This is a genomic window from Methylocapsa polymorpha (assembly GCF_045689225.1).
GTDB lineage: Bacteria > Pseudomonadota > Alphaproteobacteria > Rhizobiales > Beijerinckiaceae > Methylocapsa > Methylocapsa polymorpha.
Window position 1 is genome coordinate 2,719,380 of the sequence record NZ_CP136862.1, and the last position, 26,246, is coordinate 2,745,625.

Here is a 26,246-nt window from a genome sequence, read left to right on the forward strand (position 1 = left end):
CGCGCTTTCGTCCAAAGAACATCTGCTCTAAAAATCCTCGGTCGCGGCGGATGGCGAATCGGGGGCGTCGTGCTTGCGGAAATGAATGAGGCGGAGGCGGCGCTAGAGCGCATATTCGGCTTTACAAGCTTTCGGCCAGGGCAGCGGGACATACTCGAGGCGGTGTTTTCCGGCGAAAATATTCTGGCGGTCATGCCGACGGGCTCCGGCAAGTCGCTCTGCTATCAATTGCCGGCGATCGTTCGCAAGGGCCTTACGATCGTCGTCTCGCCGCTGATCGCCCTGATGCGCGATCAGGTGCAGCAATTGCAGCGCTCCGGAGTGCCGGCCGCCGCGCTGAATTCGTCCAACAGCGGCGAAGATAACGCGATGGTCGAAAGAGGCCTTCGGCAAGGCCGCTATCGCCTCGTCTATGTCGCCCCGGAGCGCCTCGTGCGCCCTGACGCGGTGGCGCTTCTTCGGGCAGCCGGCGCGAACGCCTTGGCGATCGACGAAGCCCATTGCGTTTCCCAATGGGGCCATGATTTCAGGCCCGAATATCTCGGTCTCGCGCAGGCGGCGCGAGCAATCGGCGATCTTCAACTCATCGCAGTCACCGCGACCGCCGACGCGCCGACGCGCGCGGACATCATCCGCAAATTATTCGCCGCGGAGCCGCGCGTTTTTATCCGCTCCTTCGATCGGCCGAACCTGCGTCTCGCCATGCGGCGCAAGTCGGACGCCGCGCGGCAAATCGAAACCGCGGTCAAACGCCACGAGGGCCAAAGCGGCATTGTCTATTGCGCCTCGCGCAACGGCGTCGAACAACTCGCGCGGACGCTCAGCGCGAACGGCGTCCCCGCGCTCGCCTATCATGCCGGGCTCGACGCGGAAATCAGATCGGCGAACCAGGACGAATTCCTGCGCAATGACGGCGTCGTCATTGTCGCCACGATCGCTTTCGGGATGGGGATCGACAAGCCCAATGTCCGCTTCGTCTGCCACGCCGATCTGCCGCAAAGCATTGAGGCCTATTATCAGGAAATCGGCCGCGCCGGACGCGATGGCCTGCCCGCCGATACGCTGACCTTGTTTAGCGACAGCGACATTCTTTTGCGCGAGCGGCAAATTTCCACGAGCGACGCGCCGGCTGAGCGCAAGCGGATGGAGAGGCGAAAACTACATGCGCTGATCGCTTTGTGCGAAACGCCGCGCTGCCGTCGCCAAACTCTGCTCGCCGCCTTTGGCGAGGCCTCGCAGCCTTGCGGCAATTGCGACATTTGCGAAGGCAAATGGCCTTTCTTCAATGGCGTCGTCGCGGCGCAAAAAGTCATGTCCGCCATTCATCGCACATCGGGGCGATTTTTTTCCGGGCATCTCGCCAATCTCCTCGTCGGCAACGCGACCGAGGCGATCAGAAAGCATGGCCATGACCTTCTGCCGACCTTCGGCGTCGGCAAGGAGCTGAAGCCTGCGGAATGGCGCAGCATATTCTATCAGCTTCACGCAGAGAACTTGATCGCGCAAGATCCGGAGGATCGCGACCGCTGGATCTTCACCGAGACCGGTCGCTCTGTGCTCGCGGGCAAGGCGCCTTTGACGTTGCGCGGCGAAATCACATTGCCGAGCGGGCGCAAGGCCGACCTGCGGCGAAGCTTGCAAGACATCGACGCGGCGCAGGCGAAAGATCCGGCGCTTCCGCGCGCGACATTCGATCCGGGCGCGGCGCCTCCCATGCTGACGGCGGCGCAACATAGGCTCCTCGCCGCCCTCAAAGCCAAGCGCCTGGAGATCGCCAGGGCGCAGAAGCTGGCGCCCTTCGTCATATTTCACGACAGCGCGCTGATCGAGATGGCGCGGCGACGCCCGACAAGCAACGAAGACATGCGCGCCATTCAAGGCGTTGGGCCGAGCAAGATTGAGCGCTATGGCGCGATTTTTCTTGCCGTCGTCGCAAGCTGCGAAAACGATGCGTGAGCTTCCGCGTCAAGCGTTTTTGCATTCTGCGCCATTAAGAAAAGTTAATGCTGCGCGCACCAACTCCCGATTGGTTTAACGGCTAGCCTGTCCTATGGACAGGCTAGAGGAAAATATGTGGCGAGGCTTCGGCGCCGCGCAGCCTCGAGGTTGATCGAGACGTGAGCCAAAAGACTGAAATGACAACGGGGCCGATTCGCTCAATGGCGTTGCGGGCATGGCGCAAGCCTGTTTGCGCCGTCGCGCTTTGCATACTCTTCGCTTTCGCGTCGCTCGCCGATCCGCTGACGCCTCTGATCCCGTCGCAGGGCGCCCGTTTTTTGCCGGCGCTCGCAAGCCATGGAATGGTCGTCGCCCAAGAGGGAACGGCGGCGCAAGTCGGGGTCGATATTCTGCGGCGCGGCGGCAATGCGGTTGACGCCGCAGTCGCCGTCGGCCTTGCTCTGGCGGTGACTTTGCCGCAAGCCGGAAATCTTGGCGGCGGCGGTTTCATGCTGATCTATCTCGGCAAGGAAAAAAAATCCGTCGCGATCGATTACCGCGAGGCCGCCCCGAGCGACACGCCACCCGATGTTTTCCTGAACGCCCAGGGCGAGGCGGTGGCAGCCAAATCCCGCGACACCGGCCTCGCCGTCGGCGTGCCGGGAACCGTCGCGGGCCTCTCTCTTGCTTTGCGCAATTATGGTTCGGGCAAGTTCTCTCTCGCCGAACTCGCGGCGCCTGCCGTAGCGCTCGCCCGCGCGGGAATCGCGGTAGAAGACGATCTCGCCGACTCGCTCTACCATGCGCAAACGCGATTGAAACGCTGGCCCGCCGCGGCAGGGGTCTTTCTGCACCCGGATGGGACGCCGCTGGGGCGGGGCGACAGGCTCGTTCAATCCGATCTCGCCGCGGTGATCGAGGCGGTCGGGCGCGATGGCGAGCGGGCTTTCTACGAGGGGCCGGTCGCGTCGAGAATCGTGCAGAGCGTCCGCGCCGCCGGCGGCCGCATGTCGCGAGACGACATGAAATCCTATCGCGCGATCGAACGCACGCCTTTGCATGGATTTTACCGCGGTCATGAGATCGTCGCCATGCCGCCGCCATCGTCCGGAGGCGTGCATATCATCGAGCTTCTGAATGTGCTCGAAGGCTTTCCGCTCGGCGATCTCGGCGCCAATTCGGCCGCCGGGATTCATCTCTTGGCCGAAGCGATGAAATTGGCCTATGCCGATCGCGCCGAATATCTCGGCGATCCCGACCAAACGTCGATCCCGGTGCAAGCCCTTGTATCGAAAGCCTATGCGGCGCGCGTGCGGACGGAGATTTCAGCCGAGCGGGCGCGGCCGTCCGCCGCGATCCAGCCGCTCGATCTGGCCCCTTATGAAAGCGATCAGACAACGCATTTCTCGATAGTCGACGCCGAGGGCAATGCGGTCGCGAACACATATACGCTGAATTTTTCTTATGGTCTCGGCCTCGTCGCCGAGGGGACGGGCGTCCTGCTCAACAATGAGCTCGATGATTTTGCGGCGAAGCCCGGCGCTCCCAATGCTTACGGCCTCGTCGGAGGCGCCGCGAATGCGCCGGCGCCGCGCAAGCGCCCGCTCTCGTCGATGGCGCCGACCATGGTGTTTCGCGATGGTGAGCTTGAGCTTGTGACCGGATCGCCCGGCGGCTCGCGCATCATTACGATCGTCGCGCAAATCATCCTCGACATCATTGATTTCGGCATGAACGTCGCCGAGGCGACGGAGGCCGTGCGCATCCACCATCAATGGTCTCCGGACGAACTGCAAGCCGAGCGCGGCCTTTCCGTCGACACGATCAGGCTGCTCGAAGGCCTCGGGCACAAGCTCGCTTTGCACGATGCGTGGGGCTCGGCCCAGAGCATAGCGCGGGCGAACGGCCTCTTGCTGGGCGCCGCCGACACCCGTCGGCGCGGCGCGCTCGCGGCCGGGTATTGAGGCGGCCAGGACGAGGCCGGCGCCTTTCGAGTTTGCTTGCCTTTGATCCTTTTTCTTAACCGAATTATCTCCAGATTCACAGAATGATGCTCTTGCCGAAGCGAGCTGGGGCGCACGCAATTGCGCTGAGTTGAAGCGTCGCAATTCAGCTTGGAGCAAGGCCCGCCGATTAACGATTTCCACGGGTCGTTAACGGGGGAGGCGGGCTTTTGGCATTTTTAATCGGCATGATTGTCGCCGTCGGCTGCATGCTCGGCGGCTTCGCCGCGATGGGCGGCCATATTTCGGTGATTTGGCAGCCCTGGGAATTTGTCATTATCGGCGGAGCTTCCCTCGGCACGTTCATTGTCGCGAACCCGCTGCTGACGATCAAGGACACCGGCCGGGCTATCGCCGAGGCGGTTCTCGACCGCGCCCCTGCGCAGCGCGACTATCTCGACGTTCTTGGGGTTCTCTACACCCTGATGCGGGAATTGCGCGGCAAAGCGCGCAGCGAAGTCGAGCAGCATGTAGACAATCCGAGCGAGTCGACGATCTTCAAGAACTTCCCAAAAGTGCTCGCCGACATGGATCTGACCAATTTCATCTGCGACTATTGCCGCCTCATCATTATCGGCAATGCCCGAACCCATGAAATAGAGGCTCTGATGGATGAAGAGATCCAGACGGTGAGCCATGACAAGCTAAAGCCATATCACGCGCTGACCACGATCGCCGATAGCCTGCCGGCGCTGGGGATTGTCGCCGCCGTCCTAGGCGTGGTCAAGGCGATGGGCGCGTTGGATCAGTCGCCTGAACTCCTCGGTGGGCTCATCGGGGCGGCGCTCGTTGGCACGTTCGCCGGAATATTCATGTCCTACGCCTTGGTCGCCCCGCTCGCGCATAAGATCAAGGTTACGCGGGCCCAGCGCTGCCGTCTCTATGTCATCGTCAAGCAGACGCTGCTCGCCTTCATGAATGGCGCCATGCCGCAAATCGCGCTCGAACATGGTCGCAAGACCATCTCGTCGCATGATCGTCCGTCGATCGACATGGTCGAGAACGAGACGGTTTCGGGCGGAGCGGGCAGGGCTAGCCAACAACAGGCGGCTTGATCGACCATGTCAGAATCGCACGCGAAGAATTCGATTTTGAGAAGCGGTCCTGAGCGGCTTCTCGACGCCGCGGGGGTCTCCGTCGATCGCATGCCGATGCTGCATGTGATCTTCGATCGGATGGCCGCGCAATGTTCCGAAAACTTGCGCCAATTGTCGGCCGCTCCCGCTTTTTTTTCGGTCGATGCAATAGGCACAAAACGGATCGGAGACGTTCTCGACGCCTACGAAGGAAATGTCGTCATTGGCATATTCCATGTGCAGGCTTGGGACTCGCGCATCCTTATCGGCCTCGATCACAATTTCGTCTTCGCCCTGGCGGAGGCTTTGTTCGGAGGGGATGGCGGCGAGGCTCCGACCGTCGAAAAGCGTCAGTTGTCCAACCTTGAAATTCGTCTCGCCCAAAAGACCTTCGAGCTGCTTGGCAATGCGTTGCAGGGCTCGTTTGCGACCGTGTGCGATACGCAATTCAAATTGGAGCGTGTTGAGACGCGGCTCGACTTTGCGGTCATAGCGCCCAGAAACACATTCGGGGTAAACGCCAAAATCAAGCTTCGAATTTTGGGCCGCAGCAACGAGATGTTCGTCCTCATTCCGCAAACGGCGCTCAATTCCGTTCGCCAACATCTAGGACGCGATCTGTCAGCCGACATGTCCGTGCGCGACCCCCGCTGGACTAAGCAGATCAAGACCGAAATTGGACGAACGGAAGTTGCGGTCCGAGGCGTAATCGAGGAACGCCAATTTATCTTGGCGGATATCGCAAGCCTGAAAGTCGGGCAAGTCTTCGCCTTGCAGGCCACGACCAAAACGCGAGTGAAGCTGGAGTGCAATGCGCAGCCGCTTTTCTGGTGCAACCTTGGTCAGGCCGATGGAGTCTATGTGCTTCGCGTCGATGAGTTTGTGAACCAACAACAGGAATTCATCGATGACGTCCTGTCTCACTGACCAGATGGGCGTCAAAGCGGTTGCTGTTGCGAACTAGCGTCAATGACACAATGGGGATATTCAACATCATGTCCGAAACTCAAGATGCGCCGCCTGATCCAGAGGCGAGCGGCGAAGAAGCCTTTGTCAAGTCGCAAGGCAATCGGAATCTCGATGTGATCCTGCGTATTCCCGTCGTCGTCCAGGTTGTGCTTGGCTCAGCGACAATGCCAGTCTCTAATCTGCTCAAGCTCGGGCGCGGCGCGGTGATCCCTCTCGATCATAGGGTCGGCGAACCGGTCGATGTCGTCGTGAATGGGCGCGTGATCGCCCGCGGGGAAATTGTTGTGGTCGAGGACGATAATTCCCGTTTCGGCGTCTCCCTTACGGAGATTGTCGGTCCGACCGGATCCGTTGAATAAATGATGGCGTCCGCAGTTTCGATGAACGGCAGCGCAAGTCCGCGGTCGCTGAAGGGGCCCGAAAGAGTCGCGGCGCTGCTGCTCGCTATGGGAAAGCCTCTTGCCGGCCGGCTCTTGAAACATTTCGACGTCGATGAACTGAAGCAGATTACGAGATCCGTTGCGGAGCTTGGAATTGTGCCGGTTCCAACGCTCGAGACGCTGGTCGAGGAATTCGCCGGCCAATTCATGAGCGGCGTAGATTTGCTCGGCTCGCCAAACGAAGTCGAGCAATTGCTCGATGGCGTTCTGTCGCCGGAGCAGATCGCCGACGTCATGTCGGATGTCACCGGTAATTCCAATCAGGCGATGTGGGAGCGCCTGTCGAATGTCTCGGAAGCAATCTTCGGCAACTATCTTGTGAAGGAGCATCCGCAAACTGCGGCATTCATCCTATCGAAAGTCAGTCCTGTCTGCGCCGCCAAGGTCATGGGACAATTTTCGCGTGATCTCCGCAACGAGATGATGCGCCGGATGCTGAGCATCGCGCCCGTCACCGAGGCGGCCGTTCGCATCATTCAACGACAATTGCAAGAGGATCTCTTGTCCAATCTATCGCGCCAGAGCGGCAGCGAGCAAAACGTGCGCCTCGCCAATATCATCAACAAGATGGATCGCGATCAGATGGAGGACGTGATGCAGAGCCTAGCGGCGGCGCGTCCGAAAGCCGTCGAGGTTCTGCGAGGGCTGATGTTCACATTCGACGACATTATCAAGCTGCAGCCCAAGGCCCGCAGCGTCCTCTTCGATAAGATTCCGACTGAGCTCGTGGTGCTCGCATTGAAGGGCACCGATGCGGGATTCCGGGATGCGATCTTGTCGTCGCTTGCGACGAGGGCCCGTCGCATCGTTGACAGCGAGCTGGCAAACGGCGGGCCGGCGCTGCAGCGTGACGTCCTCAAAGCGCGCAGGATGATCGCCGATACCGCTCTCGAATTGTCCAGCAATGGAGAGATCGACCTCAATTCGTCTGAGGACGAAGATGAGCTGTATGAATAGCCGCGCGTTGGACATCCATGGCGGAGCAGGCGGACCAGGATAGCAAGACCGAAGAACCGACCGAAAATAAGATTCGCGATGAGGTCGAGCGAGGGAATGTCCCGATTTCTCGGGAAGCCTCCATTTTCGCGTCTGTCGCCGGCATATTGATCATCGCCGCCTTTATGATCAGGGAGTCCGCTCGCTCTATAACTATAACGCTTGAAAGATTGTTCGGCGACTCTAGCGAATGGCCGCTTCGCAACGGCTTTGACGCGGTCGCGCTGCTCGCCTTCGTCGCCTGGGACATGTTCCGGCTTCTAATTCCGCTGTTCGTCATCCTAATGGTTTCGGGACTTTTGTCTTCATTCCTGCAGAACGCGCCCCAAATCGCGCCGGATCGAATTCGACCTGACTTTCAACGTATATCATTGGTCAACGGTTGGCGTCGTATATTCGGCGCGCGTGGTCAGGCCGAATTCCTCAAGGCGTTGTTCAAATTGATATCCGTTGGCGCAGTAATATCGACCGTCCTGAGATGGGAACAAGGAAATTTGGCGAACGCGATGGCGGTCGAGCCAGAAGCGATTCCGGAAATGATCCTGGCGATTGCCATGCGGCTTTTGTCGGTGGTCTGCATCGTGACAGTCCTGCTCCTTGCCGTGGATCTTCTTTGGGCGCGCGCGCATTGGCGAAGGGATCTGCGCATGAGCAAGCAGGACGTCAAGGATGAGCTGAAGCGGAGTGAGGGCGATCCCTTGAGGAAAGCCAGGCTTCGCTCGCTCGCGCTGGATCGCGTGCGCAAGAGCATGATCGCGGCGGTTCCCAAGGCGACATTGGTGATCGCCAACCCCACTCATTACGCAATCGCGCTTCGCTACGTTAAGGAGGAAGGCGGGGCGCCTGTGGTTCTTTCCAAAGGGCAGGATCTCCTAGCTCTCAAGATTCGCGAAATAGCCGAACAGAATTCCATTCCGATCATCGAAGACAAAAATCTTGCGCGGTCCATGTATGACAGCGTCGAGATCGACCAAGCTATTCCGCCGGAATTCTATAAGGCCGTGGCGGAGCTAATTCATTTTCTTTATTCTAAAAATCCCCCTAGATCATCGATAAAATGAAGGCACCCATTCATGACGTTCGCTCAGCGTGACGATCAAGCCGAGCTCAGAGTGGGTGTTTTCAGGGAGGCTGTCGGAGCCGTAGCTGCAGAACTGCGGCTGGTCGATGTGGAGGACTTCATCGCCTATATTCATTGTCGCCAATTCGCCAATGTCCAGGATATCGTAAATTCCTCGATCGAACCGTTCTTTAAACCCGGGACACTGTCCTACGGCGGCGCGGCCCATTTTGAACTCGACTGGGACAGGGCGCCTACGATCATCCTGGATATGGAGTTTCGGCATCGCTCGGTGCGGGTCGTCTTCAAACTGACCCTCAGCGCTTTTCAAACGGACGTGACGATTGAGCATTTTTCGGTCTCGCGCTCTTCCGGCGGACCGGATCAGGATACTGCGCGTCTGATCGAAGCAATAGCCGATGCGCGGACTCCCATCGCGGGCCACTAGCCGACCACCGCACTTGTTAGGCTTCGTCCTGCGCGATCTTGAACCTGCGCACGGAATGCCTGACGCCGCCTCCCTGCGCCGGAGTTGGAGCGATTGATCGCAAAAACGCGCGTTGATTTCGAATTCGGCCGACTACCCAGACTTTTTGTTGGACTTTCAAGAGCGATGGCGGCGGCACGAAAGCGTCCGTTATCGCAACGCATCGGCCAGCCTCGTGCAAGGTGGCTTGCTTAAACCGGATCTTGGGCGCGGGCCTGCAGAGGATTTCGGCGTGGGACCAATTTACCTTTTCGACATTGCCTCCCAACAGGCGCGTTGGCTCTCAGTGCGCCAAAAGACCGTCGCGGAAAATGTGTCGAACGCAAATACGCCAGGCTTCAAGGCTAGCGAGGTTGCGCCGTTCGAGGAGGTGTTCAGCAATGCTTCGCTTCGGATGGCGGCGACGGATCCGGGTCATCTCGGCCTCGACCCTTTGGCGCCGGACGCGGTCGCGGCCAAAGACGACGGCGCTTGGGAGGTCACGCATTCGGGAAACTCCGTGAGCCTGGAGAAGGAGATGATCAAGGCGGGCGAGGTCAACCGAAGCTATTCGTTGAACACGAGCATTGTAAAGGCCTTCAGCCAAATGTTGACTGCGAGCGTCAAGGGGTAAGCCATGATCGATCCACTCGAAGCCTCAATCAGGATTGCGGGGGCGGGGCTCGAAGCGCAATCGGCCCGCCTGCGTGTCGTGTCGGAAAACCTCGCCAACGCGCAATCGACGGGGCTTACGCCCGGCGCGAATCCTTACGCCCGCAAAATGGTGACATTCGCGGCGGAGATGGACCGGGCGACTGGCGTCGATCTCGTGGCTGTCAAAAGCGTCGGCGTCGATCGTGCGCCTTTCCGTGTCGAGCACGACCCTGGCAATCCGGCGGCCGACTCGAATGGATTCGTCAAGCTCCCCAATGTCAACATGGTCATGGAAATGGCGGACATGAGGGAAGCCAATCGATCCTATGAAGCCAATTTGCAGATCGTCAAGCAGGCCCGCGATCTGTGCTCTATGACCATAGATCTCTTGAGGAATTCATCATGATAGCCGCTCTTTCCCTTCTAGGTTCAGCGCTCGGGGCTGCGGCTCCGGCCGCAGCGTCGCAAGCCGTTGACAAAGCCGGTGCGGTGAGCTCGGCCGGGGTCGATTTTAGTCAGGTCCTCGCCGATGCGTCGGCGGATGCGGTCAACGCCCTCAAGACCGGCGAAGCGACGTCAATCGCCGGTCTTCAAGGCAAGGCTTCGGTCCAGCAAGTCGTCGAGTCGGTGATGAGCGCCCAGCAATCGCTCAATACCGCGGTCGCGATCCGCGATAAGATTGTCGCCGCTTACCAAGCGCTCAGCCAGATGGCGATATAGGAAAATAAGATGAAAGCGCTTTCGATTGCCGCGACCGGCATGGCCGCTCAGGACTTGAATGTCCAGGTCATCGCCAACAATATCGCCAATATCAACACCACCGCGTTCAAGCGCGCGCGCGCTGAATTTACTGATCTGCTCTACCAGGCCGAGCGTTTGCAAGGCGTCTCGAATCGCGGTCAGAACAGCACGATTCCTGAAGGCGCGCAGCTAGGCCTCGGGGTTCGCACTGCAGCGATCCGTAATCTGCACATACAAGGCACTCTGGCGAATACCGGAAATAGCCTTGACGTCGCGCTTAACGGGCGCGGCTGGTTCCAGATCACGGACGCGAACGGAGAGACTGTCTACACGCGCGCCGGCGCCTTCAACACGAATGGAACGGGGCAGGTTGTCACCGCCGACGGATATTTGGTCAACCCCACTATGGTCATCCCGACAAATGCGCTCAATGTGACGATCAGCCAGTCGGGGCTGGTCTCCGTGACCTTGAGCGGTCAGACGACGACGCAGCAAATCGGCCAGTTGACGCTCGCGAATTTCGCCAACGAGGCGGGGTTGACGCCGATGGGAAACAATCTCTACCGCCAGACCGAGGCGTCCGGCGCGCCTGTTGTGGGCTTGCCGGGCGATCCTGGTTTTGCGACCGTAAGCCAGGGCTATCTCGAAAGCTCCAACGTCGATCCGGTGCAGGAAATCACCAATCTCATCTCGGCCCAACGCGCCTACGAAATGAATTCAAAGGTGATTCAGGCAGCCTCCGACATGGCCGCCACAGTATCGAAAAATTTGGGATGACCAAGATGGACAAGGCGACGCCGCTCTTTCGCTCGATTGTCGCCGGGGCTTGCGCGTTCTGCGCGTTTGTCTGCTTCGGCTCGCTCCGCGCCGCGGAATCAAATGTCCTTCCGGTGCCGACGATCACGATCTATCCAGGCGACTCGATCAAGGACGCATGGCTCGTCGATCGAGAGTTTTCGTCAAGTTTCATCGGCGCGAAAGGCGCCCTGATCGATAGTCGAGCGACGATCGTCGGCAAGGTTGCAAGACGCACTTTGCTGCCTGGCGCGCCTATTCCATGGAACGCGATCATGGAGCCGAAGGCCGTGGCGAACGGCGCGAAAGTCAAGATGGTGTTTGAAGAAGGCGGCCTCACCATCACGACCTACGGCGCCGCGCTTCAATCGGGCAGCGTCGGAGAGGTCATTTCTGTCCGCAACTTGGATAGCGGAGTGACAATCTCCGGAACCGTCCAGTCGGACGGCTCCATTCGCGTGAGCGGCGGCTGATGTTGCGAATCCTTCTGATTCTTCTGCTTTGCGGGACGGGCTTTTCCGCCGCGGCTTCGGTTCGCATAAAGGATATCGCGGACCTGCAGGGCGTGCGCGACAATCAGCTCATCGGCTACGGCCTCGTTGTCGGCCTGCAAAGCACAGGCGATACATTGCGCAATTCGACCTTTACCGAACAGGCGCTACAGTCGATGCTCGATCGCATGGGAGTCAATATTCGGGCAATCCAGCAGCGCACGCGCAATATCGCGGCGGTGCTCGTGACCGCGGAACTGCCGCCCTTCATCCAGCCGGGCTCGCGAGTCGACGTCACCGTCTCTTCGCTCGGCGACGCCACCTCCCTTTTCGGCGGCACCTTGATCCTAACCTCTCTTTTGGGGGTCGACGGGCAGACCTATGCAATTGCTCAGGGACAGGTTGCGGTCTCCGGCTTTTCCGCGTCGGGACAGGCCGAGAGCGTGACCGTCAACGTAGCGACGGCGGGGCATATCTCGAACGGAGCATTGATTGAGCGCGAAATTCCGGGCCGCCTCAATGACATCGGGCCGCTCACGCTTGTCTTGAAGAACCCTGATTTCAACACAGCAGTGCGGATCGTCGATGCGATCAACGCATATGGCCGCCAGCGGTATGGCGAGCGATTGGCGCATGAACAAGATCAAAGGTCAGTCGCATTGATGAAGCCGCAGCGGATCGGAACATCCCGCTTCATGGCGGAAATTGGCGATCTCTTGGTCGATCCAGACATTCCAGCGCGCGTGGTCATTGATGCGCGGAGCGGAACCATCGTCATAGGTCAGGATGTCCGGATCTCCACTGTCGCGGTGACGCATGGCAATTTAATCGTCCGGGTCAACGAGACTCCGATCGCATCTCAGCCAGCGCCTTTCTCGCGTGGCAGGACCGTCGTGTTGCCCCGCACGGAAATTGATGGCGATCAGACCGGCGGCCAGATTGCGCTCGTCAAGGGCGCAAGTCTGCGCAGCTTGATCAACGGATTGAATCAAATCGGTCTGAAGCCGATGGGAATCATAGCGATCCTTGAAGCCATCAGGGCGGCGGGAGCCCTGCATGCTGATCTCATCGTTCAATAAACCTGTGCCGCCGTCGATCAGCCTTGTGCAAGCTTATTGAGTTATTCTTCGCGGCATGCGCTGGAGTTCCTCGTCGCTATGATACGTGCATTGTCGCTTCTTAGCTCGTTGTCCGCTTGCGCGATGATCGGCATGGTTTGCATGCCTACGCCAAGCTTTTCCCTTGACGAGACGAAAGCGGCGACAGCGAAGCCGGCGGATGCTAGGGCGCCCCAGACCGACGTTCAGCAGTTTTGCGCAAATAACGCGGCGATAATCGGCGACGCCCGGATTGGCTGGCAGACTTCCAGGCTGCTTGAGCTGGAGGCGCAGATACGGCGGCGCATTGTCGAGCTTGACGCGAAAAAGGCGGAATATGTCGCTTGGCTGCGCAAGCGGGACGATGCGCTGAAGCAGGCGACGGAGAGCATCGTCGCCATCTACGCGCGCATGCGGCCGGAGGCCGCCGCTTTGCAGCTTGCAGCGATGGACGACGCCATGGCGGCGGCCATTCTTACCAAGCTTTCATCACGCGTCGCCGGCGCCCTCCTCAATGAAATGGAGGCTGGCCGGGCGGCGCGTTTGACCCGCTTGATGGCGGGACCCGACGCCGCGCCGGACGGGAAGAAGTCTTAGATGCGATACGCAGTTGTTCTTTTTCTCGCGGGCTCGGTGGGCGGTTGCGCCGGCTATATCCAGGACATCGGCAAGGAGCCGGTCATGAGTCCGGTTGGCACCGGGCTCGTGGCCGACGTGCAGCCTTCCGCGAGCGCCGTCTTCCTTCAGACAGAAAAGCCGCGCGCCCAGACGATATGGAACGGTAACCGCGCGGATATTTTCAGCGACCCAAGGGCGGCCAAGATCGGCGACGTGGTCACTGTCAATATTGCTATCAACGACAGCGCGACTTTCGGCAATGCCACGGATCGCTCTCTCAACGCGCAGGTCAACGCAGCTTTCGACTATAAGCTCGGCGTCAATAAAAACACCTTCGAACTTAACCCGCAGTTTACCTCGAGCGCCCTGTCTTCAACACAAGGTCAGGGAAGCATCGATCGTTCGGAAAAAATTCAATTATCGGTCGCAGCCGTCGTCACGGACGTTTTGCCAAACGGCAATTTGATCGTCAGCGGCTCGCAAGAGGTGCGTGTGAACTTCGAGCTGCGATTGCTGAACGTCGCAGGAATCGTGCGTCCCAGAGATATATCCAAGGACAACACAATATCCTACGACAAGGTCGCCGAAGCGCGGATCTCCTATGGGGGTCGTGGAAGAATCATGGAAGTCCAGCAGCCGGCGATCGGTCAGCAGATCTATGATTGGTTCAAGCCTCTTTGAAAAGTCTGGATGGCGTGATGATGGCCAGGAGTGAAGAGCCGGCGCGGCTCATAGGTTCCTCGACGTCGCCGGGAATCTCGACGCTTGCTTGGATTGGCGCAATGATTGGTCTTACCGTCGTCGCGATCGCTCTCGGCGTTGTTTTGGGCCAACATATTGCGGAGACAGTGAAGAAGGCGTTGCAAAATAGCGAACAATCCAGGTTGCCTGAGGTCGGCCCAAAATATACGGGCGATATGGATTTACGGGAGCTGCCGCCGATTGTCGCCAATCTCGCTGACCCTCCCGATGCTTGGGTGAGGCTGCAGGCCTCGATCGTCTTCAATGGAAAAGCCATGCTGAAGCCGGACGTGGTCGCCGCCCAGATTGCCGAAGACATTCTCGGCTTTATGAGGACCTTGTCGTTAGCGCAGATCGGCGGGGCGAGCGGATTGCAGCATTTGCGTGAAGACTTGAACGAGCGCGCCGCAATTCGCTCTGAGGGGCAAGTGCGCGAGCTCATCATTCAAACGCTGGTGGCGCAGTGAATCGATTATCGCTCGGTCTAATCCTTGTGGCTCTCTCTGTGACAGCCGCGGCGGCGCAAACGCCGGACCTCAACGCGCTCATTCCCGCGGGAGGCGGAAGCGCGGCAGGCAGGATTATTCAGCTCGTCGCACTGCTAACGGTTCTGTCCGTCGCGCCAGGTTTGCTCGTGATGGTTACGAGTTTCACAAGATTTGTCGTCGCCTTGTCGTTCCTGCGCTCTGGCCTCGGGTTGCAGAGCACGCCGGCCAATTTGATTCTCATCAGTCTTTCTCTTTTCATGACATTCTATGTCATGGCGCCGACTTTCGAACGGGCCTGGGAAACGGGCGTAAAGCCTTTGATGGATAACAGCATCTCCGAGCAGGAGGCGTTCGGCAAGATAGTCGAGCCGTTTCGGGATTTCATGATGGCGCAGGTCCGCGACAAGGACTTGAAGCTTTTCGAGGAGCTCGCGAAGGACAGCTTCAAAACGAAGGATCAGTCTCAGGGCGAGATCCGAGTGTTGATTCCCGCCTTTATGATTTCCGAGCTGCGGCGCGGATTCGAGATCGGCTTCCTGATCGCATTGCCATTTCTCGTCATCGACATGATTGTGTCGACGCTGACCATGTCGATGGGAATGATGATGCTGCCGCCTTCCGTCATCGCGCTTCCGCTCAAGATCCTCTTCTTCATCCTGATTGACGGCTGGAGCCTGCTGATCGGAAGCCTAGTGCGATCTTTTGCATAAAATCTTATGCGTTGTAAACGTGGATGCGCATGTAGACGCGGTCATTAAGCCTTGCGCAAGGATGGTTTGATAACAAGAGCGCACGGCAGGTTGGACAGAGTATAACGATCCAAAGGCATTATGCCGCCCTGCCGTACCGGCGCAAATCCGGTATGTCCCCGCACCTTACACCAAACAAGGGACATCCAATGTCAAGCCTACTGACGAACACATCCGCGATGACCGCGCTTGCGGCGCTCACGCAGACGCAAAGCAATTTGAGCAAGACCGAAAGCGAGGTTTCGACCGGACTGCGCATTTCGAGCGCTGCGGACAATGCGGCCTATTGGTCGATCGCCACCAAGATGAATTCCAATATCGGCGCCCTCGGCGCAGTCTCGGATGCGCTGAGCGAAAGTTCGTCGCTGGTGTCGACGATGAGCTCGGCGCTGACGAGCACGCTTTCTGTGGTCGATGTTATAAAGAACGATCTTATATCGGCCTCAAACCCCGGCGCCGATTTGACCAAGATCCAGAGCGACATCAGCTCGCAGCAGTCTCTTTTGGTCAGCATCGGCAGCTCGGCGAATTTCAACGGGCAGAATTTTCTTGAGACGACGGGCGGCACGGTCAATCTTGTCGCATCCTATGACTCGACGTCGGGCGTCAGCTATCTCAGCGTGAATACATCCAACACGGCTCTGTTCAATGCGACGACCGGTGCGACGAGCGGCATCCTCGGCGCGAGCGGCGCCAACTATACGACAGCCTCGATCCTGACGCTCAACATCACCACAGCGACCTCTGGCGATCTCGCCAATATGCTGAAGGACGTCGAGACCGCGTTCAGCTCGATCACAACTGCCGCGAGCACGCTGGGCGCAACGACGACGAGCCTTTCCACGCAGCAGACCTATGTCTCGAATTTGAGCGATTCGCTGACCACTGGCGTTGGTTCGCTCGTGGACGCGAACATGAATGAGGCCGCGACCAAGCTCGCGGCTCTCCAGGTTCAGCAGCAACTTGGCGTTCAGGCGCTAAGCATTTCGAACTCGAACACTCAGCTCATTTTGAAATTGTTTGGAGCATAGTTCTAGCGCCCTGAAACGAGACCAAGTGCGTCAGAGCCGCGTTCGTCATCGAGCGCGGCTCTTTTCTTTTGCAATCCCTGGGCAAGTTTGCCGGCGTAGATTTGTGCTTGTGAATGACGGGCACGATCGAGGCGGTGAATGACAGGGCGGGAACAAATCGAGCGGCTTTGGGCCAGTCTTCAAAAGCTTGGCTCGCGACGCCTTATCGCACTCGCGATGATCGGCCTGTCGGTTTTCGTCATGACTGGGCTGGCGGGTTATTTTCTGAGTCGGCCTGCGCTCGAGGTCCTTTATGCGGGCCTCGATAGACAGGATGTGAGCCGGATCGGCTCGGCGCTCAAAGAAGCCGATATTTTGTTCGACGTGAATGCCGACGGAAATACAATATTGGTGCGCTACGGCGAGACTGCGCGCGCGCGAATGCTGCTTGCGGAAAAAGGGCTGCCGAACAGCCCGAACGCGGGCAATGAGCTTTTCGATAAGCTGGGCTCTCTCGGCCTGACGTCCTTTATGCAGGAAGTGACGCGCGTGAGGGCGCTCGAAGGCGAATTGGCGAGGACGATCCAGCTGATGCGCGGCGTTAAGGCCGCTCGGGTCCACATCGTCATGCCCGACGAGGGTTCGTTTCGGCGCACGCGTCAGCCGCCGTCGGCGTCGGTCGTCATCCGATCCGAGACAGGCGACGACGTCTCCGCCGCAAGAGCCATACGCCATCTCGTCGCCGCGGCCGTGCCGGGGATGAAGATGGAGGAGGTTACGGTTCTGAATACCGAGGGCGCGCTTCTGGCGTCCGGCAACGACCTGGCCGACACGGCCCCCGGCGGCATGCTCACGCTGGAAAAGACAGTGTCGCAGGAAATTCTCGACAATATTCGCAAGACGCTGGCGCCTTATCTCGGCTTGCGCAATTTCCAGATCAGCGTGGCTGCTCGGCTGAACACTGACAAGAAACAGACGAATGAGACGATCTTCAATCCGGACTCGCGCGTCGAACGATCGGTTCGGGTCACGAAGCAGAATCAGGTCTCGCAAAACTCCAGCAGCCAATCGCCGGCTACCGTCGAGAGAAATCTGCCGCAGGAGACGACGCGGGCAGATGACGGCAAGCAGTCGAATGAGGAAAATCAGAAACGCGAGGAGCTGACGAATTACGAGCTTTCGTCAAAAACAATAACCACGGTTAGCGGCGGCTATGGAATCGACAACCTATCGGTCGCGGTGCTGGTCAATCGCGCCAGCCTTACCGTCTCGCTTGGCGATAAAGCGACGCCTGAAGCCATCGAGCAGCAAATGAGCGAGCTCGAGCAATTGGTCGCCTCTGCAGCGGGGGCGCACAAGGAGCGTGGTGACGTCATCAAGATCTCCGCTGTCGATTTCGTCGATGCAGGACATGAGCTCGAGCCGCAACCGCCGCCGGCCGTCGCCGAATTGCTGTTGCGCCAGTCCGGCAATGTGCTGAATGCGGCGACGGTGCTGATCGTAACATTGCTGCTGATCTGGTTTGGCTTGCGGCCCGCGGCGCGCGCGATCTTCGTCGCCCCGGACCACGCGGTCGACGCCCCTGCGGAATTGGCGGCGCTCGAAAATTTCGCCGGGATCGAGACAGACGGTGAGGTGAGGCCGCAACTGCAAAATTGGGGCGGCCAAGGGAACATCAGCCTGATCGAGGATCTCACCAATGTTCCGAGGCGGTCGCCGCAGAAGCGCCTCGAGCAAATCGTCGAGTTCGACGAAGAGCAAGCCGCGGCGATTCTGAAGCAGTGGATGCATCAAGGAGAGCATGCATGACCGCTCGCCCCGTGGCGCAATATCTAGCGCGGTTTGGTTCACGAAATCCACCGGACGCCGTGACCGCCCCGCAAGAAGAATTGACGTGCTTGCCCCTGGCGGTTCAGGCGCCTGCCGAGGATCATCTCCTTTTGATCCAAATGGCGCGGGAGGAGGGCGTTGCCGAGGGTTTGGCGGCGGCCCGCGCCGAACATGCCGCGGCGCTGGCGCAAGAAAAGCTTCTGTTCGAGGGGCGTCTTTCGGCGGATCGCGAGAGATGGACGAAGGATGAGAGCGAAAGGCTAGCCGAAAAACTCCTTATGGCGTTCGCTGCGATCGAGGCGAGCATAGCGGCGAGCGTGGCGCGCGTGCTGCGCGCCTTTCTCATCGATCTTCTGCGCCGCAAGGCTGTCGATGAGCTCAGCGATGACGTTCGCGCGCTGCTCGGAGGCAGGGAGCACCCAATCGTCGAGATCAGCGGCCCAACCGATCTTCTCGCCGCGTTGCGCGAGAGACTTTCGCGCTTCCCCGACGCAATCGAATATGCGGCGAATCAGTCGGCCGACGTCAAGGTTGTCGCCGATCAAACAATTATCGAAACGCGGATCGAAGCGTGGATCGAGCGCATCAACGCATTGTCGGAGTGAGCTCGTGTCGGACAAGGAACCCCAGGAAATTGTCATCATAAGACGGCGCGCCACCCATGAGGAGGAGCATCATGGCGGCGCCTGGAAAATCGCGTTCGCCGATTTCATGACCGCGATGATGGCGCTGTTTCTCGTTCTATGGCTGATCAGTTCGACCAGCGACAAGACGAAGCGGGCGGTGGCGCAATATTTCAACCCGGTGAAGCTCGTCGATATGACCACGTTGAAAAAGGGATTTCGCGATCCCAAGGAAACAGAGATGGGCGCCGGGCCGAGCATCAAGGAAACGACGACAGACCCTTCGCCGAATCGATCGCCGCTTTGGATGAAGGACGTCAATTCGGAGACAGCCGCGAGAATGCCGACCCATTCGGAATCTGCGCTGTTTCGCGACCCTTATGCGGTTCTCGCGGAGATCGTGGCGGATGCGCGCGCGGAGGCCCCGAAGCTCGACTCCGACGCCGCTCAAACGCCAATGGCGGCGCCTTCGGATCTGTCGGAGACGTTCAAGGATCCTTTTACGACCGTTCCGCATCTGCCCGAGCCAAAGGCGCAAGCCGCATTGGCTCCCGAGAAAGGCAAGGCCGTAGCAAAAGCGACGGACGCGCCGGAAGCTCACGCTTCACTGGAGGCGAGCGATGCGGCCGCCCCTTTCCAAGCGCCGGAGCCGGAGGCCAAGCCGCGGGCGCGCTCCGCAAAGGGCGCGAACGAACGCGCCGGCGGCGAGGCGGCGCAAGCGAATGATGTTGAGACGGTGAAGTTGAGGTCAGAAATATTCAATGCGGCGCAATTGGAAGCTCGCGCGCAAAATGTTCCGCACATTGAAGTTCAGAGCACGGACGAAGGCGTTCTCATCAGCCTGACCGACGATCTCAACTATATGATGTTTGCAGTCGGCTCGGCCGAACCGCAGCCGAAAACCATCGAAATTATGGGGAAGATCGGGCGGCTTCTGAAGACGCGCGTCGGTTCGATCGTCATCCGTGGGCATACGGACGGACGTCCCTACAAGTCGGCGACATATGATAATTGGCGGCTCTCGGCCGCTCGGGCGCACATGGCTCATTACATGCTGGTGCGCGGCGGCTTGGATGAAAGGCGCTTCGAGAAAATCGAGGGCTATGCCGACCGGCGACTGAAATTTCCCAATGATCCGACCGCCGCCGGGAACCGAAGGATCGAAATCTTGCTGAGAAAGGAAAGGCCATGAGAGGGGTAGCGAAACTCGCGCTCGGGCTGGCTGTCATTTGCGCCGGCGTCGGCGACGCGCTTGCGCAGGAGGAAGCTCGGGGTCAGCTCGAACCCCGCGGCAAGCAGCCATTCGAGATCGTTCGGTCGATGCAGGCGATACAGGATCAGGTCGTTCTGGGCAACGCCGACGCGCAGGTCAAATTGCCGAAGCTGATCGGGCAGATCGCGGAGCGTCTGCTCGCCGCCGATCCCGCAGCCTGGCGGGACGCGAAAAATGTCCGCGCGGCTGTGGTCTATACTTTGAGCGGCGGACAGCCACGCGTCATCAGAAAAATCCTCGAGCTTAGAGTTAGTCCCGAGGGCGAAGCGCATCTGATGGAAGGAGCGCTCGCCTATGTCGAGGGGCGGGAGGCCAAGGCGAAACAGATTCTGCTGCCGGTCGATGCGAAAGCCTTAACATCGACGCTGGGGGGGCATGTCGCGATCGCGCAGTCGGCGCTTGTCGCCAAGGATGATCCCGGCAAAGCGATGCAACTGCTCGATGAAGCCCGCATTCTTGGGCCGGGAACATTGGTCGAGGAGGCAGCCCTGCGGCGCGAGATATTTCTTGCCGATGAAGCAGGCGACCTGGAAAAATTCTCCGCCTTGTCGAGCCAATATATCCGGCGCTTTCAGCATTCTGTTTACGCGGACAACTTTCGCCAGCGTTTTTCGGAATCGGTCACGCATTTCGGCCTGACCGGCGACGTCGCCAGATTCGCCAAAGTCGATAAATTGCTGAGCGAGCTCGACGCCGCGGATCGGCTCCGCCTCTATTTGAAGATTGCTCAATCCGGCATCGTCAATGGAAAGATCGGGCCGGCTCGGCTCGCCGCCGAGCAGGCCGTCCGTTTGTCGAAAATCGGCAGCATCGAGGGGGCGCGTTCCAAGCTCTATGAGGCGGCGACGCTGATCCTGACGAGCTCTCTCGAAAGCGGTCTTGGCGAACTCCAAAGCGTGGACGGGGCGCGGCTGCCGAAACATGACGCGGAGCTCAAAGAGGCCGTCGCCGCTATCGCGAAGCAGATCGGCAAAGGTCCTGAAGAACCGCAGGCGTCAATTGGGCCTGAGCCGATCCAAGCCGTTGCGCCGGTTCTCCGGGATGCGGGCGCGACCGCTTCTTCGGCCGCCGCGCTCATCGACGCTGCGCAAGGGGCGCTCAGCCAAACCGAGGCGCTGTTGAAGCGAGGCGCGCCATGAACAGCGTCGACGGCTTCGCCCAAAATCGTCCCATGCTCCTCGACATATCGGGCGCGTCAGGGGACTCGAAAGCCGCTTCATCGGACGGCCTTCACTCGGATGCGCGTGCGACCGACGCGTTTGCTGACGTTCTTTCGAATTTGTCGATTCGCAGCGGGCAGACTGGCGGAGCAGCTTCTCAAGCGAGCCAGTCCTCGTCGACGATGCCTGGGCTGGTCCATCAATCCTTCCTGTTCAAAACCGGTTCGATAGGGGCGGCTGAGCAAGACGCCCCCACGCCAACAACAACGGCGCCAACAACGACGAACGGCGCGTCGAGCTTCGCGTCCGCGGCGGGGGAGGGCGCCGATGCTGCTGATGGAGCTCCAACCGGCGGGGCGAATGGCGAATTGTCGGTCGGCGCCGAGGCGATAACAACGGTTGCTGCGATCGGCGGCATGCTGGACGAATCGAAAACAGCTGCGGCGCAGGCCGTCGTTTTTGGCCAAGATTTATCGGTCCCTCCGTCCGCCGCGCGGCAGGCCGCTCGAGCGCAGGATGGCGAGGCCGCTCCCGCCCCCGCGCCGCCAGGAGATCCTAAGCTTGCGTCCGACGGCGATCCGCTTTATCCGATTTCCGCTTTTGACGACGCGCGGCAAGAAGACGGTATAGCCGGAACGGCTTCTCCACCCAGCCGTTCTCTTGCCGACGGCTCCACGACTTTCAGCTCTCCCGTATCGACGCGTCCTGGCGCCTTCCACGAAGATTCGGCGTCAGGTAATGGGACGTCATCGCCTAAGGCGACGGCTTCCGCCGCCGCCATGGCCCCCAGCGCGGCGCCAGTTCGATCCGATTCGACGCTCACTTCAGAATCAACGAAACCGTCCGGGTTCGGGAGCGAAACGTCCAATGCGGCTTCTGCGAAGGGCGACGTCTCACGAAAAAATAGCCACGCTGGACCGGAGTCTTCATCCAGCGGTCCGCTTCCTGCCGGCGCTGCGATTTTTGGCGGGCTGCCGGCGGCGCTAGGAACATTGGTTGGAGCGCCGCGCTGGGGGGCCGCTCCGGCAGCCTCAACGTCCCTCGCCGCAACGAAAGAGCTTTCCACCGGGGCGCCGCCTTCGGCCTCTGCATCCTTTGCGCCTGGCGCATCACCCGTTCAATTCCCGCCGGCGCCGAATGTCATTTCAGCGACCCTGCCGGATTTCGACGATGAGATCAAAGCAACGGCGACGACGTCAGAGCCGCTGTCCGCAGCGAAGGGGTCCCTCCTCCCATCGGCGGCGGCATCCAGGGCGATTTCTTCAACCGCCGGAGCGGCGCAGCAGGCGGCTCAAGTCGCTTCCCTGTCCCAGCGCGCGGCGCCTGATCCTGCAATGGGCCGCGGTGCGAATCAGGAGCCGGACCTGCTTCAAACTTTGAACCTGCCGACGAGCGGAGCCACCCAAACACTTGAACAAGAATTTGCCGCGCAGCAAGCGAGCGCATCGAGCGATCCGGGCGCCAATTTCTCAAATGCGGCGCCGGTCAAGATCACGATTCTCGATCAGCACACTCATTATCCCCCCGCCGCCGGCCTTTCGCCGACTCAGCAAATCATTGATCGCATCGCCGCTGATTTCAGTCCGACCGCCATCTCTTCAAGCATGACCGCGGCTGCGCAATCGAACGGAGCCGCCGGCATGGCGGGCGCCGGCGGATCGCAACCTGCGACATCGAGCGTCAAAACGCTGGATTTGCAACTCGAACCGGAGAGCTTGGGCCGCGTAACGATTCAATTGCGCCTTTCTGGGGCGCGGCTCGAATTGCAAGTCGTGGCGGCGAATCCGCAGACAATGCGCATGATCGGCGACGATAAAGATCTGCTCGTCGGAAGGCTGCATGCGGCGGGCTATTCAGTGGATGCGCTGGTCGTCAAGGCTGGCGATGGTCCAGGCGCGACGGGGCAGAGCGGCTTTGGCGCCGGTCAAGGCGGGAGTGATCAATCCGCCGGCCAAGCGAATTCTCAAGCAAGCCCGCAAGCGCCGACCCCGGGCGCGTCGCAATATGGAGAGCGAAGCGCCAATGATCGTTCATCGACGCAAAGGGATCGCGAACAGCCGCAAAGCTCGACATCGGACGATCTTCCGGACAGTCTTGGCCGCAGGGCTGCTGGCGGCGATCTTTACGTCTGAGAGCAAAGCCGCTGCGGGATCCGATCCCGCCAATCTTTGTGAGCGCGAGATGACGCGCGCCGCTATGAAATACGAGATCCCTTTGGCCGTGCTTTATGCCGTCGGCATGTCCGAAACCGGACGGCGGGGCTCTCTGCACCCTTATGCTCTCAATATCGAGGGTCCGTCGGTTTTTCCGGAGAACCTAAGCGACGCCCTACGTCGTTTTGAAGCGGCGCGCAGGGGCGGTGCGAAGCTGATCGACATAGGCTGCATGCAGATCAATCATCATTTTCATTCAAGTCAATTCCGCTCCCTTGAGGCTATGTTCGACCCGCGCGAGAACGTCGATTACGCCGCGCGTTTTCTCAAGCTGCTGAAGGCGAGGGAAGGGAGCTGGACGCTGGCCGCCGCGCGTTATCATGCAGGGCCAAACAATAATCCCGCGCAAAGACATTATGTGTGCCAGGTGATCGCCAACATGGTGGCGAGCGGCCTTGGCGCATGGACGGCGAACGCCCGCACGTTCTGTCAATGAGTCGCAGGCCCCTTCGCCGGGATCAGTCGAAGATGATGCAGGGCGCTCCGCGACGGCCCTCAAGCGGAGGTCGGCCCGTTTGGCAAGAGTCAGGCGCGTCCGCGTCGAGCGCGTAAAAATACAACCTATAAGTGAATAAATGTTTGACGATCTACCATAGATCGTTATCGTTAGCGGGATCGGAGAACTGATTCAGGGGGCTTTCAGTGTTTGTGATAATTGACGAACGTGAAATTGTCACATCTGGCTACTCCTGCCGCTTTGGCAGCGAAGGCGTGTCTTCAACCGGATTTTGTCCCGACGAATTCCGCGAATGGGTGACGACGGTCGCGGACGCCGACCTTGGCGCCGTAGAGGCCTTTTTGCTCGGCGATTGCAGAGACCGGCAAATTTATCCGAAAATGATCCGAGAGCGTTCTCGCGCCCCGCTGATCGCTATGAATGAGACGCCTTCCCTGGAGCAGACGCTCGATCTGTTCGCGGCGGGCGTCGACGATGTCGTGCGCAAGCCGATTCACGTTCGTGAGATTCTCGCGCGGGTCGGCGCGATCAAGCGGCGGCGGGAACACGAGCAAGATTCGGCGGTCGTGGGCGAGCTGCGCGTCTTTTTCGACGGCAGGGATCCGGAGCTCAAAGGGGCCGTTCTGCCACTGCCGCGGCGCGAGCGCAGAATCCTTGAATACCTCGTCAACAACCGTGGGCGACGGGTCAGCAAGGCGCAGATTTTCAATTCCATTTATGGGATTTTCGACGAGAACGTCGAAGAGAATGTCGTCGAAAGCCATATCAGCAAGCTGCGCAAGAAATTGCGCCGGCAGCTCGGCTACGATCCAATCAATTCGGTGCGTTATCTTGGATATCGTCTCGACGATTGCGTCTGAGCTTATTGAATTGGCCTTCAATATCCCTGCGGCAGGCAAGCCGTTTTCTCCGCTCTACGAGAACGTTACAGGGAATCATGCCTGCGGGCTCCGTGCGCACGCGCGCCTTCCCGTCTTGCAATCTGTCTACGACGGCAAGGGCTGAAAGCCACGCGAATTTGAAAAGAGCGCGGCAAGGTCCAGGCAAGCTTTATTCGGTTTACTCGCCTCCATCCAAAAGCGGAGAATCTTCGATGAGCCTTTTCAGCGCCTTGAGCGCGAGCGTGTCGGGAATGTCGGCGCAAGCCACCAATCTCGCGACGATCTCGGAAAATATCGCGAATGCGAATACAACCGGCTACAAGCAGGCTTCGACGGCGTTCCAGGATCTGGTCGACCAAATAAGCTCTTCTTCCTCCGCCTATAATGCGGGCGGCGTCGGGACATTGGTTCGCTACAATGTGCTTGAGCAAGGCAGCCTGGCCAACACGACATCGTCGACCGACCTAGCTATTCAAGGCAATGGCTTCTTCCTCGTGCAGGGCGCCGACGGAAACACATATTTGACGCGCGCGGGATCATTCATGCCAGATGCGTCGGGCGATCTTGTCAACTCCGCTGGCTACAAGTTGTTGGGTTATAGCACTGCTTCAGGAAAGACCGCGGCCGATGGCGTCGGAGCATTGCAGGTCGCGAATGTCACGGGCGCTGCGCTCACGGCGACGCCATCGACCACGGGGACGTTGACTGCGAATCTCGATTCGACCGCCGCGGTCGACGCCGGCAATCTCCCTGGGGGCAATACGGCGCCTGTGACATATACGTCGAAGTCATCGCTTGTAACCTATGACAATCTTGGAAACGCGGTCAAGCTCGACGTCTATTTCAGCAAGACCGCCGCCAATACTTGGCAGGTGTCGGTCTACAATGCCGCCGACGCTGCTTCAGGCGGAGGGTTTCCCTATTCCACCGCCGCTTTGACGACTCAGACGCTGAATTTCAGCGCGGCAAATGGCGGTTTGACGAGTCCGACAACGCTCTCATTGGCGATCCCGGGCGGCCAGACGCTCAACCTCGACATTTCGGGGGCGACGCAATTGGCTTCTTCCTTCGCGGTTTCAGCGGCGACGACGAATGGCAATGCGCCAAGCGCCGTTCAAAGCGTGCAAGTCAGCTCCGACGGCACTCTCTCCGAGGTCTACGCCGATGGCACTACAACAGCCATCTACGACATACCTCTTGCGAATGTGCCGAGCGCCGACAATCTCACGTCTCTCTCCGGCGACGTTTACCAACAAAGCAGCCAATCCGGCGATATCGTGGTCGGAGATGCGGGGCAAGACGGGCTCGGCTCGATCAAGTCGTCGCAGCTCGAATCGTCCACGGTGGACTTGGCGACGCAGCTCACAAATATGGTCGTGGCGCAACGCTCCTATGAATCGAATTCACAGGCCTTTCAGGTCGGCTCCACTCTTCTGAGCGAGCTCAACAATCTTGTGAAATAAAGCGGGCTGGCTCC

Annotated in this window: 27 protein-coding genes; all 27 read left to right on the forward strand. The window is 59.5% G+C overall.

Going from position 1 to position 26,246, the window contains the following annotated elements; all coding sequences use genetic code 11:
• Positions 1 to 81: 81 nt before the first annotated feature.
• On the forward strand, positions 82 to 1,956 hold the full coding sequence (gene recQ, locus RZS28_RS12475) for a DNA helicase RecQ (RefSeq protein WP_407341119.1): 1,875 nt from the start codon (positions 82 to 84) through the stop codon (positions 1,954 to 1,956).
• A 203-nt stretch (positions 1,957 to 2,159) separates the two neighbouring features.
• Positions 2,160 to 3,902: a gamma-glutamyltransferase gene (ggt, locus tag RZS28_RS12480; protein WP_407338067.1), complete on the forward strand. Its 1,743-nt coding sequence runs from the start codon at positions 2,160 to 2,162 to the stop codon at positions 3,900 to 3,902.
• A 209-nt stretch (positions 3,903 to 4,111) separates the two neighbouring features.
• On the forward strand, positions 4,112 to 4,996 hold the full coding sequence (motA, locus tag RZS28_RS12485; protein WP_407338068.1) for a flagellar motor stator protein MotA: 885 nt from the start codon (positions 4,112 to 4,114) through the stop codon (positions 4,994 to 4,996).
• Between the two features lie 6 nt (positions 4,997 to 5,002).
• On the forward strand, positions 5,003 to 5,944 hold the full coding sequence (locus RZS28_RS12490; RefSeq protein ID WP_407338069.1) for a flagellar motor switch protein FliM: 942 nt from the start codon (positions 5,003 to 5,005) through the stop codon (positions 5,942 to 5,944).
• Positions 5,945 to 6,012: 68 nt separating this feature from the next.
• Positions 6,013 to 6,345 carry a flagellar motor switch protein FliN gene (gene fliN, locus RZS28_RS12495; protein ID WP_407338070.1) on the forward strand — a complete coding sequence of 111 codons (333 nt, stop codon included), beginning with the start codon at positions 6,013 to 6,015 and terminating at the stop codon, positions 6,343 to 6,345.
• A complete protein-coding gene (locus tag RZS28_RS12500) occupies positions 6,346 to 7,383 on the forward strand; it encodes a flagellar motor switch protein FliG (RefSeq protein WP_407338071.1) in 1,038 nt (345 codons plus the stop codon).
• A 17-nt stretch (positions 7,384 to 7,400) separates the two neighbouring features.
• Positions 7,401 to 8,483, forward strand: coding sequence for an EscU/YscU/HrcU family type III secretion system export apparatus switch protein (locus tag RZS28_RS12505; RefSeq protein WP_407338072.1), 1,083 nt, complete (start codon positions 7,401 to 7,403; stop codon positions 8,481 to 8,483).
• A gap of 12 nt (positions 8,484 to 8,495) precedes the next feature.
• On the forward strand, positions 8,496 to 8,930 hold the full coding sequence (locus tag RZS28_RS12510; RefSeq protein WP_407338073.1) for a hypothetical protein: 435 nt from the start codon (positions 8,496 to 8,498) through the stop codon (positions 8,928 to 8,930).
• Positions 8,931 to 9,201: 271 nt separating this feature from the next.
• Positions 9,202 to 9,582 (forward strand): flagellar basal body rod protein FlgB, encoded by a 381-nt coding sequence (gene flgB / locus RZS28_RS12515; protein WP_407338074.1) that lies wholly within the window; start codon positions 9,202 to 9,204, stop codon positions 9,580 to 9,582.
• A 3-nt stretch (positions 9,583 to 9,585) separates the two neighbouring features.
• Positions 9,586 to 10,008 (forward strand): flagellar basal body rod protein FlgC, encoded by a 423-nt coding sequence (gene flgC / locus RZS28_RS12520; RefSeq protein WP_407338075.1) that lies wholly within the window; start codon positions 9,586 to 9,588, stop codon positions 10,006 to 10,008.
• Positions 10,005 to 10,322, forward strand: coding sequence for a flagellar hook-basal body complex protein FliE (locus RZS28_RS12525; protein WP_407338076.1), 318 nt, complete (start codon positions 10,005 to 10,007; stop codon positions 10,320 to 10,322). Before flgC ends, RZS28_RS12525 begins: the two co-directional genes overlap by 4 nt.
• 9 nt (positions 10,323 to 10,331) lie before the next feature.
• The gene (gene flgG, locus RZS28_RS12530; RefSeq protein ID WP_407338077.1) at positions 10,332 to 11,120 is read left to right on the forward strand and encodes a flagellar basal-body rod protein FlgG; all 789 of its coding nucleotides are present in this window, start codon (positions 10,332 to 10,334) and stop codon (positions 11,118 to 11,120) included.
• Complete coding sequence (gene flgA, locus RZS28_RS12535) at positions 11,117 to 11,611, forward strand: flagellar basal body P-ring formation chaperone FlgA (protein ID WP_407338078.1); 495 nt, start codon at positions 11,117 to 11,119, stop codon at positions 11,609 to 11,611. Before flgG ends, flgA begins: the two co-directional genes overlap by 4 nt.
• A complete protein-coding gene (flgI, locus tag RZS28_RS12540; RefSeq protein ID WP_407338079.1) occupies positions 11,611 to 12,708 on the forward strand; it encodes a flagellar basal body P-ring protein FlgI in 1,098 nt (365 codons plus the stop codon). The genes flgA and flgI overlap by 1 nt, the downstream gene beginning before the upstream one ends.
• Before the next feature lie 132 nt (positions 12,709 to 12,840).
• Complete coding sequence (locus RZS28_RS12545) at positions 12,841 to 13,323, forward strand: MotE family protein (RefSeq protein ID WP_407338081.1); 483 nt, start codon at positions 12,841 to 12,843, stop codon at positions 13,321 to 13,323.
• The gene (gene flgH / locus RZS28_RS12550) at positions 13,324 to 14,025 is read left to right on the forward strand and encodes a flagellar basal body L-ring protein FlgH (RefSeq protein ID WP_407338082.1); all 702 of its coding nucleotides are present in this window, start codon (positions 13,324 to 13,326) and stop codon (positions 14,023 to 14,025) included.
• Between the two features lie 101 nt (positions 14,026 to 14,126).
• Positions 14,127 to 14,552 carry a flagellar basal body-associated FliL family protein gene (locus RZS28_RS12555; RefSeq protein ID WP_407338083.1) on the forward strand — a complete coding sequence of 142 codons (426 nt, stop codon included), beginning with the start codon at positions 14,127 to 14,129 and terminating at the stop codon, positions 14,550 to 14,552.
• Complete coding sequence (fliP, locus tag RZS28_RS12560) at positions 14,549 to 15,283, forward strand: flagellar type III secretion system pore protein FliP (RefSeq protein ID WP_407338084.1); 735 nt, start codon at positions 14,549 to 14,551, stop codon at positions 15,281 to 15,283. The genes RZS28_RS12555 and fliP overlap by 4 nt, the downstream gene beginning before the upstream one ends.
• Before the next feature lie 188 nt (positions 15,284 to 15,471).
• Entirely contained in the window at positions 15,472 to 16,353 is an 882-nt protein-coding gene (locus RZS28_RS12565) for a flagellin (protein ID WP_407338085.1), read from the forward strand.
• 138 nt (positions 16,354 to 16,491) lie between these two features.
• The gene (gene fliF, locus RZS28_RS12570; protein WP_407338086.1) at positions 16,492 to 18,141 is read left to right on the forward strand and encodes a flagellar basal-body MS-ring/collar protein FliF; all 1,650 of its coding nucleotides are present in this window, start codon (positions 16,492 to 16,494) and stop codon (positions 18,139 to 18,141) included.
• Positions 18,138 to 18,767, forward strand: coding sequence for a hypothetical protein (locus RZS28_RS12575; protein ID WP_407338087.1), 630 nt, complete (start codon positions 18,138 to 18,140; stop codon positions 18,765 to 18,767). The genes fliF and RZS28_RS12575 overlap by 4 nt, the downstream gene beginning before the upstream one ends.
• A 4-nt stretch (positions 18,768 to 18,771) precedes the next feature.
• Positions 18,772 to 19,977 carry a MotB family protein gene (locus RZS28_RS12580; RefSeq protein WP_407338088.1) on the forward strand — a complete coding sequence of 402 codons (1,206 nt, stop codon included), beginning with the start codon at positions 18,772 to 18,774 and terminating at the stop codon, positions 19,975 to 19,977.
• Positions 19,974 to 21,197 carry a chemotaxis protein gene (locus RZS28_RS12585; protein WP_407338089.1) on the forward strand — a complete coding sequence of 408 codons (1,224 nt, stop codon included), beginning with the start codon at positions 19,974 to 19,976 and terminating at the stop codon, positions 21,195 to 21,197. Before RZS28_RS12580 ends, RZS28_RS12585 begins: the two co-directional genes overlap by 4 nt.
• Positions 21,194 to 23,350, forward strand: coding sequence for a flagellar hook-length control protein FliK (locus RZS28_RS12590; protein ID WP_407338090.1), 2,157 nt, complete (start codon positions 21,194 to 21,196; stop codon positions 23,348 to 23,350). The genes RZS28_RS12585 and RZS28_RS12590 overlap by 4 nt, the downstream gene beginning before the upstream one ends.
• A 49-nt stretch (positions 23,351 to 23,399) precedes the next feature.
• Positions 23,400 to 23,867: a transglycosylase SLT domain-containing protein gene (locus RZS28_RS12595; RefSeq protein ID WP_407338091.1), complete on the forward strand. Its 468-nt coding sequence runs from the start codon at positions 23,400 to 23,402 to the stop codon at positions 23,865 to 23,867.
• Between the two features lie 206 nt (positions 23,868 to 24,073).
• On the forward strand, positions 24,074 to 24,748 hold the full coding sequence (locus tag RZS28_RS12600; RefSeq protein ID WP_407338092.1) for a response regulator transcription factor: 675 nt from the start codon (positions 24,074 to 24,076) through the stop codon (positions 24,746 to 24,748).
• 233 nt (positions 24,749 to 24,981) lie between these two features.
• Positions 24,982 to 26,232: a flagellar hook protein FlgE gene (locus RZS28_RS12605; RefSeq protein ID WP_407338093.1), complete on the forward strand. Its 1,251-nt coding sequence runs from the start codon at positions 24,982 to 24,984 to the stop codon at positions 26,230 to 26,232.
• Positions 26,233 to 26,246 lie beyond the last annotated feature (14 nt).

Coding starts and splice junctions, on each gene's coding strand:
- recQ (WP_407341119.1), top strand. CDS start 82: ATGAATGAGGCGGAGGCGGCGCTAGAGCGCATATTCGGCTTTACAAGC.
- ggt (WP_407338067.1), top strand. CDS start 2,160: ATGGCGTTGCGGGCATGGCGCAAGCCTGTTTGCGCCGTCGCGCTTTGC.
- RZS28_RS12490 (WP_407338069.1), top strand. CDS start 5,003: ATGTCAGAATCGCACGCGAAGAATTCGATTTTGAGAAGCGGTCCTGAG.
- fliN (WP_407338070.1), top strand. CDS start 6,013: ATGTCCGAAACTCAAGATGCGCCGCCTGATCCAGAGGCGAGCGGCGAA.
- RZS28_RS12500 (WP_407338071.1), top strand. CDS start 6,346: ATGATGGCGTCCGCAGTTTCGATGAACGGCAGCGCAAGTCCGCGGTCG.
- RZS28_RS12505 (WP_407338072.1), top strand. CDS start 7,401: ATGGCGGAGCAGGCGGACCAGGATAGCAAGACCGAAGAACCGACCGAA.
- RZS28_RS12510 (WP_407338073.1), top strand. CDS start 8,496: ATGACGTTCGCTCAGCGTGACGATCAAGCCGAGCTCAGAGTGGGTGTT.
- flgC (WP_407338075.1), top strand. CDS start 9,586: ATGATCGATCCACTCGAAGCCTCAATCAGGATTGCGGGGGCGGGGCTC.
- RZS28_RS12525 (WP_407338076.1), top strand. CDS start 10,005: ATGATAGCCGCTCTTTCCCTTCTAGGTTCAGCGCTCGGGGCTGCGGCT.
- flgG (WP_407338077.1), top strand. CDS start 10,332: ATGAAAGCGCTTTCGATTGCCGCGACCGGCATGGCCGCTCAGGACTTG.
- flgA (WP_407338078.1), top strand. CDS start 11,117: ATGACCAAGATGGACAAGGCGACGCCGCTCTTTCGCTCGATTGTCGCC.
- flgI (WP_407338079.1), top strand. CDS start 11,611: ATGTTGCGAATCCTTCTGATTCTTCTGCTTTGCGGGACGGGCTTTTCC.
- RZS28_RS12545 (WP_407338081.1), top strand. CDS start 12,841: ATGGTTTGCATGCCTACGCCAAGCTTTTCCCTTGACGAGACGAAAGCG.
- flgH (WP_407338082.1), top strand. CDS start 13,324: ATGCGATACGCAGTTGTTCTTTTTCTCGCGGGCTCGGTGGGCGGTTGC.
- RZS28_RS12555 (WP_407338083.1), top strand. CDS start 14,127: ATGATTGGTCTTACCGTCGTCGCGATCGCTCTCGGCGTTGTTTTGGGC.
- RZS28_RS12565 (WP_407338085.1), top strand. CDS start 15,472: ATGTCAAGCCTACTGACGAACACATCCGCGATGACCGCGCTTGCGGCG.
- fliF (WP_407338086.1), top strand. CDS start 16,492: ATGACAGGGCGGGAACAAATCGAGCGGCTTTGGGCCAGTCTTCAAAAG.
- RZS28_RS12575 (WP_407338087.1), top strand. CDS start 18,138: ATGACCGCTCGCCCCGTGGCGCAATATCTAGCGCGGTTTGGTTCACGA.
- RZS28_RS12585 (WP_407338089.1), top strand. CDS start 19,974: ATGAGAGGGGTAGCGAAACTCGCGCTCGGGCTGGCTGTCATTTGCGCC.
- RZS28_RS12590 (WP_407338090.1), top strand. CDS start 21,194: ATGAACAGCGTCGACGGCTTCGCCCAAAATCGTCCCATGCTCCTCGAC.
- RZS28_RS12595 (WP_407338091.1), top strand. CDS start 23,400: ATGACGCGCGCCGCTATGAAATACGAGATCCCTTTGGCCGTGCTTTAT.
- RZS28_RS12605 (WP_407338093.1), top strand. CDS start 24,982: ATGAGCCTTTTCAGCGCCTTGAGCGCGAGCGTGTCGGGAATGTCGGCG.